Raw genomic sequence first — 13,139 nt, forward strand, 5'->3', positions numbered from 1 at the left:
GCAAATGGATGAGTGCTGCAAGGGCCGGTCGGTCAACGACCGGCGCTGTCCTGCAGCATGGGCTGGCGTGCTACGGGCGGTCAGAAGACCGACGCGTAGTCGCCCAGCTCGACCTGTACCGACTTGATGCGGGTGTATTGGGCCAGCGAGCTGATGCCGTTCTCGCGACCAACGCCCGATTGCTTGTAGCCACCCACCGGCATTTCGGCTGCGGACTCGCCCCAGGCGTTGATCCAGCAAATGCCCGCTTCAAGCTGATGGATGATGCGGTGGGCACGGTTCAGGTCGTTGGTGCACACGCCGGCTGCCAGGCCGTATTCGGTGTCGTTGGCGCGGCGGATCACTTCTTCCTCGGTCTCGTAGCTGAGGATGCTCATGACCGGGCCGAAAATCTCTTCCTTGACGATGGTCATGTCGTCGCGGCAATCGGTGAACACGGTCGGGGCCACGAAGGCACCCTTGCCGAAGTCGCCTTCGGTCAGGCGCTCGCCGCCACACAGTACGCGGGCACCTTCTTCCTTGCCCTTGGCGATGTAGCCCAGCACGCTTTCCATGTGCTGGAAGCTGACCAGCGGGCCGAAGTTGGTGTTTTCATCTTCCGGGTTGCCGGCACGGATGCGCGCCACGCGCTCGAGAATCTTGGCTTCGAAAGCGGCCTTGTGCTCGGCTGGGATGAACACGCGGGTACCGTTGGTGCACACCTGGCCCGAGCTGTAGAAGTTGGCCATCATGGCGATGTCGGCGGCCTTGTCCAGGTCGGCGTCGGCGCAGATGATCAGCGGCGACTTGCCGCCCAGCTCCATGGTCACTTCCTTGAGCGAGGAGCTTGAGGCGCTGGCCATGACCTTCTTGCCGGTGGTGGTGCCGCCGGTGAAGGAGATCTTCTCGATGCGCGGGTGCTCGGTCAGCCAGCTGCCGACTTCGCGGCCGCTGCCGGTCAGTACGTTGAACACGCCGTCCGGCAGGCCGGCCTCGGTGTAGATCTCGGCCAGCTTGAGGGTGGTCAGCGAAGTGACTTCCGACGGCTTGAAGATCATCGCGTTGCCGGCAGCCAGGGCCGGTGCGGATTTCCACAGGGCGATCTGGATCGGGTAGTTCCAGGCACCGATACCTGCGGTCACGCCCAGCGGTTCGCGGCGGGTGTAGACGAAGGACGATTCGCGCAGCGGAATCTGCTCGCCTTCGATGGCAGGGACCAGGCCTGCGTAGTATTCCAGTACGTCGGCGCCGGTAACGATGTCGACGTAGCGTGTTTCGGAGTAGGACTTGCCGGTGTCCAGGGTTTCCAGCATGGCCAGCTCGTCGTTGCGCTCGCGCAGGATGTCCACGGCGCGGCGCAGGATGCGCGAGCGCTGCATGGCGGTCATGGCCGCCCACACTTTCTGGCCGCGCTCGGCGCTTTCGACAGCCTTCTCGACGTCAGCTTCGGTGGCGCGTTGCACGTGGGCAAGCACTTCGCCGGTAGCCGGGTTGATGGCTTCGAAGGTGGCATCGGTGCCAGCGTCGACATAACCGCCATCGATGTAGAGTTTTTGCGTTCCGAAACGGGCCATAGTGTCCTCGCAAGTGCAATGTGTGAGTAGGCCGGGCGTCACGCTCCTGCCGTGCTGGCAGAGGCCGTGCGCCGTTTTTCAGCAGCGGGGTCGGTGCCCAGTGTGTGCTGCTTGGCCAGTTGTAGATCCATGTATTCGTAAGCGATCCGTATCGCCTGGTCAGTGTCGAAGGCATCCCCCGACAAGGCGCCACGCAGCCACAGGCCGTCGATCAGGGCCGCCAGCCCGCGGGCTGCCTTGCGTGCATGGTAAAGCGGCAGCACGCGGCGAAACTGGCAACACAGATTGGAGTACAAACGGTGGTCATTGATCCGTTGCAATCTGTGCAGATCGGGCTGGTGCATGCTGGAAGCCCAGAAAGCCAACCAGGTTTTCATCGCCGGGCCATTCACCTGGCTGGCATCGAAGTTGCCCTCGATGATCACTTTCAGGTGGGCGCGCGGCGCATCGTCCGTCAACGCCTGGCGGCGCGCTCGCACGCCTTCGTTGAGCATGCTCATGATGTAGCCCATCGTCGCTGCGATCAGGCCGTTCTTGTCCCGAAAGTAGTGACTGATGATGCCGTTCGACACGCCGGCCAAACGGGCAATGAGCGCAATGCTGGCGTCCCCCAGACCGACCTGATCGACCGCCTGTAGCGTGGCTTCGATCAACTGCTGACGGCGGATGGGTTGCATACCGACCTTGGGCATCTTGCTTTCTCCTCAGGTCTGCCAGCAGACGACAAGCGTCTGACTCGGCGAAGACCAGTCTATTTTGTTTTGATTGAACGTTCAATCAATAAAGAATAAGCTCTGCGACAATTTGTGCCATTGACAGCCCATGTGGCGGCGCCAGCGGCATCGATTAAAACCTTAGGAAATCGCGCAAACCCAGGGCCGGCAAGGCTTGTACGGGGGCGATCGATAAAGGACGCAGACGCCGTCGCAGCGTGAACAACCTGCGACATGCCTCAGGATCGGGCGATATCCCTGTGACCAATGCGCGCATGTGCAACCGTGCGCAGCAGTTTGAAGCGGTGGTAACGGCGTATGTGTTGCAGCGGATCGGTTCGAAACCGCGATTCCCAGGGTGCTTTTATAACACCTGATGCAGTGGGGGTATTCCACCAAATGCTCAGGAAGACCGATTAGCCTCCACTGCCGTTCTGCCCGGAGCCTTCTTGCAATGAGTTCTGCCTCACTAACCAAACCCCCCGCCGAGAGGGTACGGGTCAACCGCGTGGTGTTCTACACCTCGGCGCTGATGATCCTCGTTCTGACTGCCTTGCTTATCGCTGTTCCTGAAACTGCCGGCCGCGTACTGGGCGTCGCCCAGCAGTGGCTGACGCGCAGTTTCGGCTGGTACTACATGCTGGTGATCTGCGGCTACTTGCTGTTCGTCATCTACCTGGCGTTTTCCGACTACGGCAAGCTCAAGCTGGGCGGCAAGGAAGATCAGCCTGACTTCAGCTATGGCGCCTGGGCCGGCATGCTGTTCTCGTCGGGCATCGGTATTTCGCTGTTGTACTTCGGCGCATCCGAGCCACTGGATCACTATTTCAATCCGCCCGAAGGCACGCCGGCCAGCCTGGAAGCGGCGCGTCAGGGCCTGCAACTGACGTTCCTGCACTGGGGCCTGCACGGCTGGGCGATCTACGCCCTGGTGGGCTTGGCCGTGGGGTACTTCGCCTACCGTCACAACCAGCCGCTGGCACTGCGCTCGGCACTCTATCCACTGGTAGGCGAGCGCTGGGTCAAGGGCGCTGCCGGCAACGCTGTGGATATCTTCGGCATGTTCGTGACCCTGCTGGGCCTGGTCACCAACCTCGGGATCGGCTCGATGCAGGTCGCATCGGGGCTCGAATACCTGTTCGGCATGGACCACAGCAAGACCAACCTGCTGGTAGTGATCCTGGTAATGGCTGGCGTTGCCACGGTGGCGGCGGTCTCGGGTGTGGAAAACGGCATCCGCCGCCTGTCCAACCTGAACATCGCGCTGTTCAGCGGGCTGCTGATCTTCGTACTGCTGGGCGGCCAGACCCTGCACCTGCTCAACGGCTTCGTGCAGAACGTGGGCGACTACCTCAACGGCATCGTGCTGAAAACCTTCGACCTTTATGTGTATGAGGGTGAGTCGGGCAAGTCAGAGCGCTGGTTGGGCCTGTGGACAGTGTTCTATTGGGCCTGGTGGATTTCTTGGGGACCGTTCGTGGGGATGTTCATTGCCCGGATCTCCAAGGGCCGTACCGTGCGCCAGCTGGTCAGCGGTGTGCTGTTGATCCCGCTGGGCTTCACCCTGGCGTGGCTGTCGATCTTCGGCAACACAGCCTTGGACCTGGTGATCAACCATGGCGCCGTCGAACTGGGCAAGACCGCCCTCGAGCAGCCGTCCATGTCGATCTACCAGCTGCTGGAATATTTCCCGGCCGCGAAGATCGTGATCGGCGTGGCCGTGTTCGTGGGCTTCGTCCTGTTCCTGACCCCAGCGGATTCCGGCGCAGTCATGATGGCCAACCTGTCGTGCAAAGGCGGCAAGGTCGACGAGGACGCCCCGCACTGGATGGTGGTGTTCTGGTCGGTGATCATCACCCTGGTCACCATCGGCCTGTTGTTCGCCGGCAACTTCGAAGCCATGCAGACCATGGTGGTACTGGCAGGCCTGCCGTTCTCGGTGGTGCTGGTGCTGTTCATGTTCGGCTTGTACAAGGCCATGCGACAGGACGTGACCATGGAGCAGGAGCGGGCCGAACTGGCCGCACGTGGCCGTCGAGGCTTCAGTGAGCGCCTGACCCAGCTCGAACTGCAACCGACCCAGGCTGTGGTGCAGCGCTTCATGGACAAGCAGGTCAGCCCTGCGCTGAAGGATGCTGCGGCTCAGTTGCAAACCCAGGGCTTCGACGTCGAGACCCGGGTCGGCCAATCGCGCAACATGATGGGCCTGCGGGTGATGATGGAAGAAGGTAACCCCTTCGTCTATGAAGTCAGCCTCGACGGCTACATGGCTGCACCGACAGAAGCCCCGGTCGAAGGTGAGCCCGAGGTACGGCAACGCTTCTACCGTGCCGAAGTGTATTTGCACGACGGTAGCCAGGAGTATGACCTGATGGGCTTTGCGCCTGAACAGATCGTGCGCGATGTACTGGACCAGTTCGAGAGCCATCGGCAAGTGTTGGGGCGGGTATACAGCTGACGCTTGGTCCTGGCCTAGCAATATGTACGGCCGATGACCACACGTGCGTGGCTACGGTGGGTCTCCCGATTCAAGGAGGCCCACCATGCCCACCGCTCGAGCCGCTTCATACGACCTCAAAGCCCAGGTCAACGCGCAATTTTCAGGCAGGCCTACATTACGGCAAGTAGCCAGCCGGCAGATCATGGGTCTGCTGATCGAGCACTACCCCCTGATCGCCGTCCATCGCCCCACGCTCAAGGATGCCAACCAGCTGAGCCTGGTCAGAGCTAACCCCGATGGGCAAAGCGTATCGACCCTTCCGCTCGTGGACGAGATCCTCAAGGCAAAGCTGCACAACCGGGTGCTGGACTTCGCGCCAGTGGCCAATTTCAACCAGTATCTGCTGCTCGACGGCAAACATTTCTTCGCCATCCCAGATCCGTTCGAGACAGCAGAGGGCGATCAAATCGATCTCTTCGCTCTGCAACCTGCCTTCGAAGACCTGCTGCTTTTACTGGATGGCTACTTCAACGCGGCGCAGGTCGAGTACTGGCGTGCTGTCGGCAGCATGGGGGTCAGCCGTGACCGCTGGCTGCAACTGGTCTTGAAGACGGCGCTGCTGCACAACCTGTCACTTCAAGGCTTGAGCGCTCGGCAGCAGGCATGTTTGCGTGGACTCTTGGGCAGCCCCAGTGAGCGGCCGACGGTGTTCATGGTGGAGATGACCCGCCCCTATCAGAACACCACCGTTAGCCGATTCCTGCCCGATCTTATCGTGCAAGGGCAGTGGGATGAGGGTGAGACAGTGCTGTGGTGCAAACCGTCCGGCGTGGTCTGGGCGTTCGACACGCTGGATGAGTTCGCGCAGGCCCTGCAGCAGGAATATCCCGGCCTTGTGGACGAGCTAGAGATGGCCTGGCATCGGCATGAGCTTGAAGGGGATCCCTTTGCGCAGCAAACGGCCATGATGCAGGAACTCATGCTGGGGCAAGTGAACGACCTGTACAAGGCGCCATTGACCGACGTCACGCAGTTGGAAAACGCCTACTTTGCATTGAGCGATCCTGCGCAATGGTTCATCGAAGGTTATGTCGACCCGTCCGATTTCCAGAAAGCGCCGGTAGGTGTATTTCGGGTGGCAGCAGCCGATAGCTTCGCTTGCCAGAGCGCCTTTTTCGAAATTGCCCTGGCCCAGGCCGACTCGGACGGGGAAGGGGCACTGTCCGGGATTCTCGATCTTCACAGCTACACCAGTCAGCAATTGCGAAAGCAGCTGTTGCAGGACCATCCGGTTGATGCCAATTACTTTCCCGATGATGTGCTTCTGGAATTGAGCACTGCCTACGGGGTTCCTGGCGGGGCAGGTACAGGCGCCGGCGACGGCGTTGTGGAAAAGCGCACTATCACGTTGACGGAGTTTGCCATTGGTAACCTGAGTTCGCTCGGGCATGCGACCATCACCGCCATCGGCCACCGTGAAGATCAGCTGATCATGGATTGGTTGACCGTTGATTACCTCAAGCAGCTTGTCTGGCGAGTAGACATCGGTGCTACTTACCCAGCGTATGTGGTCACCCATCTCGACGACGCGCAGCGCCAACCTGAGCGGGTCAAACGCTTCGCAGGAGAATGGCGAAGCGCATTGCTCAATAGCGCCTTGCTGGCGAAATTGACGCAACAGTTGAGCGAAATCGGCCTGCAGGCTATTTCCGATTATTGCGGCGGTAGGCTGGACGCAGCGCAACCGGCCAGCACACTGATGCCGTTCGCATTGCGACGTGCGCCGGACAGTGAGCAATACGATCGGGTGCATGGCATGTATGTCCTGGTCAATCAAACCCCAGGGACCGTTGTGCTGTACAGGCCCCTCTACGGCGGGAAGGCCGTGCTGGAATTCACCAGTACGGACGCTTTGATGGCTCAGGTGCGCGACGATGCTGAGCTGCAGACCAGCATCCTTGACTGGCTCACGCCTGAAGTGCGCCCGGTCTACGACCACGGCGGCTTCAGCGAGCCTCATCTGGGGCATTCGATCATCGATACCTCGATCTTGCCCGGGCGTGTAGCGCCTGCTCAGTTCTGGGCCAAGCCTTGGTTGGATGCTGTCGATCTCAAGCTGTACAGAGCCAACCGCGATTTGCTGGTCGATTTGGCCGAGCGCAGCTCGGTTTCCAACGCAGAAAGCCAGTGGGCGATTCTCACTCAAGGTGCCTGGTTGCTGTTCGATGTCGCTTCTATGGTGGTAACAGGGCCCGTCGGCGCCATAGCCTGGATGGTCCAAACGCTCAATGCCGCGGCGGCCGACGAAAAAGCCATCCGAGAAGGTACGGCGTTCGAGCGCTCGGCTGCCATTGTAGATATCGTGCTCAACCTGGTAATGGCACTGGGGCATGTGTTCGGACCAAAAACTGCCGCCAAGCCGGTAGAGTTACCCGATGCCATACGCCCTTCAACGTTGGCGCCGGGGTCTACACTCCCAGTGCTGGCCGATGCCGATATGCCCACGCAAGGCAAAGTCTACCTTCCTGGGCCGGTCACCAAGCCGCAGGCGATCATGGATTTCTCCTTCTCTGGTGGGGAAGGGTTCAATGCCTTGCCGGCCGAAATGCGCAGCAAGGTCTTGGGGTTGCGCGTGCAGATCGATCTGGAAGAGCACTCGCCCGCTTCCAGCGGGGAGGCCGCAGGTCTTTACACGGTCGATGGGCAGCGCTACGCAAAAATGCTGATGGGCACCTTTGCTGTATCGGTTGATACCGAAGGTGTGCGGATCGTTGATGCGCAGGGCCAGCCTGGCCCGTGGTTGAGGTATGTGGGGGGAGCGTGGCGTATCGACTCGGGCCAACGCTTGCTCGGCGGTATGCCCAAGAGCCGTCTTCAGCTTGTGCGCGAAGAGAACATGCGCCGCGAAGAGAGCATGCGTGAAGAGGATGCGCGCTTGACGTATGCGCGCGAAACATTGGCCGAGACCTATGACCGACATGCTTCTGAAGTGGATAAGACCACCGAAAAACTTGAGGAACTCGAGCGAGTCGAAACGCCCGATGCACAGCAGCTGGAAATGATCAGTCTACTGCGCCAAGTCAGAAGGAGGCAGCGCCAGTATGTGTGCAAAGACCTGGACGCACTCATCAAACACGACAGCGAGCACGACGCTCTGCTCATGTTGGGCGGATCGGTAAGACCTTCCAGTCAGCTCGTCTCGACCACGGTAGCGTATCAACGCAGTATTATCCGACGTGGCCTGTTGAGGTCCTGCGAGATGTATTACAACTTGCTGGCGGATATGATCAATGAGGAGTCCATAGACGCTCAGCTTGAGGAAATCGCAGTCCTCCCTACCACTGAGCAGGAGCAGCAACGCTACAAGCAATTGACCGCCTCGCTCGAACGCGTGACGCAGTGGGCCAAAGACATGCTGGCCTTGGCCGCTAAACTTGATCCTCTACTTGAGAGCACCCGAGCCGACAATGACATTGTGTTCCAGGACGAGGATGGCAAGAGCGAAAACAAGCATCTTGAACTGACCAGAATCATTCAACAGCGCCAATTGAACGCCATTGATCTTGAGTTTCGACTGCTTGAAGACCTTGGCGAACTGTCAGTTGATCGTCTCCGGGGCGCCTCTGAAAAGCAGATCAACGAGTACAACGAAATGTTGGTTGGAAAGGCACTCAAGAGTGCGGGCAGTGCACATGGTGAATTGGCTGGCAGTAGCCTGTCTGGCGAAGAGCGAGTCGCTGTGCTCAATGACGTGATCGATGCGTACGAAGAGACCATTGGCATGGCGCAATACCTGGCCGGCGCCAAACCTGAAGCTATCCGGCTCGATAAGCTCCAGCAGTATCTGGAAGAGCTACGCCGGTTGAAGCTGTTGGCCAACGAGGAAATGCAGGCCAATCTTCGTGAGGTCGAGCATACCAAGACCTCTGCACCACGCGCTCCCGTCTATGCGCCGCGCGGCGGTGTGCGTCGAATGGTCAGGACCCAGCAGGGACGTAACGTTGTGGGTGTCGAGAGCGTCGACGACGCAGGCCTGCCCGTGGTGCAGCAAGTGGACAGTCATGCGAAGGTGTTGCGAACCTTTCGCCGGCAGAATAGCCAGTGGCAAGAGGTCGAGCCCTTAGGCACGACCGAACATTCGCCTGGCCCTGCCATAAGGCTAAGCGAACTGCGCCGACAAGCGCAGAAGCTGATCGATGGCGTTGATGCCACGGTTGCGATGGCAAAGAAATTTTTCGCCAAGAATGAGCCCCTGGGATTGACCACGATTGTCGATCAGCACGTCAAAGACCTCGAAAGCAATCTGGCGCTTTTGCCCCGAACGGATGCCGAGAGTGCGTTGAGAGGGCGAATCGAGCATGCAATCACCGAGCTCGAAGACCATCGTCAGGAGCTGCTCAAGACGTATTACCTGACCTGCAAGACCCCTACCTTGAACGCGCTCAAGTTCCTTCACGGACTGGGTGAGATCAGCATTAGTCAAGCCGATCGCAGGGTGCCGTTGGGGGCAAACGATTACTTGGACACCTACGAGATCAAACGGGCGTCAGGCAAGCCTATCTGGGAGGCTCACTTTCACTACCCCGCCGTCGACACGCCGGATCGAGAATTTTCTCGAGGGCATCTGAAATTGTGGGAGCAGCGCAGGCTTGGGCATCAAGCCGTGTTGCGGGCCGCGAAGAAACAGGAAGTGCTCTCCATCTACCGTGGCCAGCTACGCAAAGGCGATGTCGAGGGCATCATTCCATTCGGGTAACGCTGTTGACTGTGATGGCCTGTGCTCTGCTCGCCGCCCGGGGGGCAGGGTCCAGACGTCACCGACGTGCCTGCGCTGGCATGAAGGCACGCGCTCGACTCGCTTCGCAGGCCCGCACGCGACGCCCGCTCAACGATTGCTGTAACGGCCTTGCTTGCCGTGGGCGGGCATGGCCAGGTTGCTTCGTTCGGCAATCATCTGTTGCAGGTTGATCAGCTTCACACCCTGTCGCGCGAGGGTGGGTAGCTCGCGCTCCAGCACTTCGAGGGTTTGTGGATACGGGTGGCCAATCAGCACCGCTGACCCCTGCTTGCGCGCCAGTGCGATGCCTTGGTGCAGTTGGCGCGTGATTGCCTCTGGCGTGCGCTCGTCATCCAGAAACACATCCCTGGACACGTTCGCCGTACCCTGTGCCTGAGCTTGTGCCGCGGCCACGGTCGCGGCGCTAGTGCGGCTGTCGACGAAGAACAGGTCGCGTCGCTGTAGCTCGCCCATCAACCAGGTCATGGCGTCGCGTTGTGCAGTCATACGGCTGCCCATGTGGTTGTTCACACCAGCGGCATAAGGCACCTTGGCCAGGGCTGCATCAAGACGCCTGGCAAGCTCGGCCAGCGGCACGCCGGGGTGCCAGGCATAGGGCCCGGTGGCCGGGTCCATGGGCATGTGCAGGATGACGGTTTTACCCGCCTTGTGCGCTTGGCGGGCGAAGTCGGTGGCATGCGGGGTGTCAGGCATGATGGCCATGGTCACCGGCCCCGGCAGCGCCAGGGTTCGGCTGTCGCGTTCGGGGCTCTGACCCAGGTCATCGATGATGATGCTCATGTACGCCTGGCCGGTGGGCGCTGCGTGCGCCACGCCCGCCACCAGCCCGATCAGCAGATACAGCAAATAACGCATGGGTGGCTCAGCTGCCTTTGGTGATGTTCAGGCCCTTGAGCAGACTCAGGGCCTGGCTCAGCTGGAAGTCGTTGTCCTGGGGCCGCTCCTTGCGCTTGCTGCTGCCTGTGGGGCGGTCGGCGCCACCATTGCCGTTGCCCAGGTGCCCTTGCAGGTCGGCTTCCTTGAAGTTGTCGTTGTCCGCTTCGGCCGTAAGCTTGGCCTGGCGGACCTCGATGTCCGGCACAATACCCTGGGCCTGGATGGAGCGACCGTTGGGGGTGAAGTACAGGGCAGTGGTCAGTTTCAGCGCACGGTCGTTGGCCAGTGGCAGCACTGTCTGGACCGAGCCCTTGCCAAAACTGTCGGTGCCCATCAGCACGCCGCGCTTCTGGTCCTGCAAGGCGCCTGCGACGATTTCCGAGGCCGAGGCACTGCCGCCGTTGATCAACACCACCAGTGGCACACCTTCGCTGGCATCGGCGGGGTCAGCCGAGAAGCGCAGCTCGGAATTGGCGATCCGCCCTTTGGTGTACACGATCAAGCCCTTGGTCAGGAAATGGTCAGCCACTTCCACCGCCGACTGCAACACGCCCCCCGGGTTGTTGCGCAGGTCCAGGATCACGCCACGCAGCTTCTTGCCGTTGTCCTTGCGCAGCTTGGCCAAGGCCTTGCCCACTTCGTCGCCGGTCTTGACCTGGAACTGGGTGATGCGGATGTAGCCGTAGTCGTTCTCAAGCAGCTGGCTCTTGACGCTCTTGACCTGAATGACTGCACGGGCCAGCGTCACATCGAACGGCGTACCCCCGTCGCGCACCAGCGTCAGGGTGATCTTGTCGCCCACCTTGCCGCGCATCTTGTCCACGGCTTCGGTCATGGTCTGGCCACGTGTCGGTGCGCCGTTGATCTTGACGATCAGGTCCCCCGCCTGGACACCTGCCTTGGACGCAGGCGTGTCATCGATGGGCGAGACGACCTTGATGAAGCCGTCTTCCTGGCCGACTTCTATGCCCAGACCGCCAAATTCACCACTGGTACTTTCCTGAAGCTCCTGGAAATCTTCAGGGCCCAGGTAGGCCGAGTGGGGATCAAGGTTGCTGAGCATGCCCTTGATGGCGTTTTCCAGCAGGGTCTTGTCATCGACAGGCTCGACATAGGCCGCCTTGATGCGGTCCATGACTTCAGCGAAAGTGCGCAGCTCTTCAAGCGGCAGCGGCGCCTTGGCCGTTACCTCTGTGGCCGGCACGGCTGCCGCCTTGGTCGGCTCTGCGGCAACGGCCAGGGGTGCGCCGACCGCCAGGGCGATGGACAGGGCCAGCTGGGTAAGACGGGGCGAGTGCAGCATGTCGAACGAACTCCTGATCCTGTAGACGCTCCCTTCGGAGCATGGGCACAGCACACGCTGCGCCACATAAGTTTGACTAGCCGCGGCACCACTGGGAGGGGTCGGAAGGCCGGCCCTGCTGGCGGATGGCGAAATACAGACCGGCAGCCTCCTGGCCACCACTGTCGCCGACTGTCGAAATGGCTTCGCCTGCCTTGACGACGTCACCGGCGCTCTTGAGCAGGCTCTGGTTATGGCCATACAGGCTCAGGTAACCATTGCCATGGTCGAGAATGACCAGAAGACCGGCGCCACGCAACCAATCGGCGAACACCACACGGCCTCCATGGACAGCCCGCACCTGGGTACCGGGGTTGGCACTGATCATCACCCCGTCCCACTTGGCGCGTGAATCACCGCCGCGGGCATCCCCGAAGCGTGCCAGCAATCGACCATTGACTGGCCATGGAAGTTTTCCGCGGGAAGCAGAAAATGCACCGCCATAACTGGCACCGTCGCTCGAAACCATGGGCCCGAGGGTCGCGCGGGCCTTGCGAGGTGGCTCGACCGGCTCGGGTGCCTTGTCACGGGCGGCGGCGGCGAGGGCCTCTTGCTGGCGGCGTTTCTCCGCTTCCTGCTGGGCCAGCAGTGCGCGTTGACGAGCCTGCTCGGCTTCACGCGCCTGGCGGGCCAGGGTTTCCTCGATGGTCTTGAGCACCTTGGAGAGGTCGGCCTGGTCCTGCTCGCGGGCGCGCAACTTCTGGTCGCGGTCTTTCACATCGCCGTTGAGTTTGGCCAGCACCTCGCGGCGCTTGCCCCGCTCGACTTCCAGCGCCTGACGGCGGGTGTCGAGGTCGGCGCGCTGGGCCAGCAATTGCGCTTGTTGACTGCCGATGTCGCGTTCCACACCGGCCAGTTGGCGCAAGGTGTCATTGAAGGCGCGCAGTTGCTCCAGGCGTGCCTTGCTGAGGTAATCGTAGTAGGTGAGCGTTCGCGCAAATTTTTCGGGGTTCTGCTGGTTGAGCAGCAGCTTGAGGTATTCCTCACGGCCGTTCTGATAGGCCGAACGGGCCTGAATGGCGATCAGCCGCTGTTGTTCAACGCGGGCGCTCTGGAGTTTTTTTTTCTCGGTATCAAGGCGCTCCAGCTCGCCTTCGGTCTTTTTTAGTTGCTGCTGCAGGGCCTCCACCTGCTTTTCCAGGTTGCCGATGTCGGTTTCGGTGGCCTTTAGGTCTTTCTGCACACCTGCCTTTTCTTCCTGGAGCTTGCCCAAGGTTTTCTTGAGTTCGGCGATGTCCTGGCGGGTGGCGTCCAGTTGCTGCTGGGTCTGTGCGCGCTCATCGGCGAACGCCGGGGTGAGCAGGCAAGACAAGGCGAGAAGGATCAGGGCGCGAAGCATGGGTTTGGCATACCGGGGATGGAGACTGGCCTAGTATGAATGAGCGGCAGGCTGCACGCTACACGCCACAGGAAGGGG

General features: G+C 60.8%; 7 protein-coding genes. 2 read left to right on the forward strand and 5 right to left on the reverse strand.

Features of this window, described 5'->3' with window-relative positions:
• Window positions 1–80: 80 nt before the first annotated feature.
• Window positions 81–1,553 (reverse strand): betaine-aldehyde dehydrogenase, encoded by a 1,473-nt coding sequence (gene betB / locus MOP87_RS00680; protein ID WP_023532870.1) that lies wholly within the window; start codon window positions 1,551–1,553, stop codon window positions 81–83.
• Window positions 1,554–1,591: 38 nt separating this feature from the next.
• Window positions 1,592–2,245, reverse strand: a complete 654-nt coding sequence (betI, locus tag MOP87_RS00685) for a transcriptional regulator BetI (RefSeq protein ID WP_023533018.1) — start codon at window positions 2,243–2,245, stop codon at window positions 1,592–1,594.
• 532 nt (window positions 2,246–2,777) lie between these two features.
• Between betI and MOP87_RS00690 the strand changes: the two genes are divergently transcribed.
• Complete coding sequence (locus MOP87_RS00690; RefSeq protein WP_242810563.1) at window positions 2,778–4,724, forward strand: BCCT family transporter; 1,947 nt, start codon at window positions 2,778–2,780, stop codon at window positions 4,722–4,724.
• Window positions 4,725–5,031: 307 nt separating this feature from the next.
• On the forward strand, window positions 5,032–9,462 hold the full coding sequence (locus tag MOP87_RS00695) for a DUF6543 domain-containing protein (protein ID WP_242810011.1): 4,431 nt from the start codon (window positions 5,032–5,034) through the stop codon (window positions 9,460–9,462).
• A 129-nt stretch (window positions 9,463–9,591) separates the two neighbouring features.
• On the opposite strand, the gene MOP87_RS00700 is transcribed toward MOP87_RS00695, so the two are convergent.
• From MOP87_RS00700 to MOP87_RS00710, 3 genes are all read right to left on the reverse strand, one after another.
• A complete protein-coding gene (locus tag MOP87_RS00700; protein ID WP_027914080.1) occupies window positions 9,592–10,359 on the reverse strand; it encodes a divergent polysaccharide deacetylase family protein in 768 nt (255 codons plus the stop codon).
• A 7-nt stretch (window positions 10,360–10,366) separates the two neighbouring features.
• Window positions 10,367–11,683 carry a S41 family peptidase gene (locus MOP87_RS00705; RefSeq protein WP_023533072.1) on the reverse strand — a complete coding sequence of 439 codons (1,317 nt, stop codon included), beginning with the start codon at window positions 11,681–11,683 and terminating at the stop codon, window positions 10,367–10,369.
• Between the two features lie 76 nt (window positions 11,684–11,759).
• A complete protein-coding gene (locus tag MOP87_RS00710) occupies window positions 11,760–13,061 on the reverse strand; it encodes a murein hydrolase activator EnvC (RefSeq protein WP_028687277.1) in 1,302 nt (433 codons plus the stop codon).
• Between the last annotated feature and the right edge of the window lie 78 nt (window positions 13,062–13,139).

The sequence above is a fragment of the Pseudomonas sp. I3-I5 genome (genome assembly GCF_022699445.1).
Taxonomy (GTDB): domain Bacteria; phylum Pseudomonadota; class Gammaproteobacteria; order Pseudomonadales; family Pseudomonadaceae; genus Aquipseudomonas; species Aquipseudomonas fulva.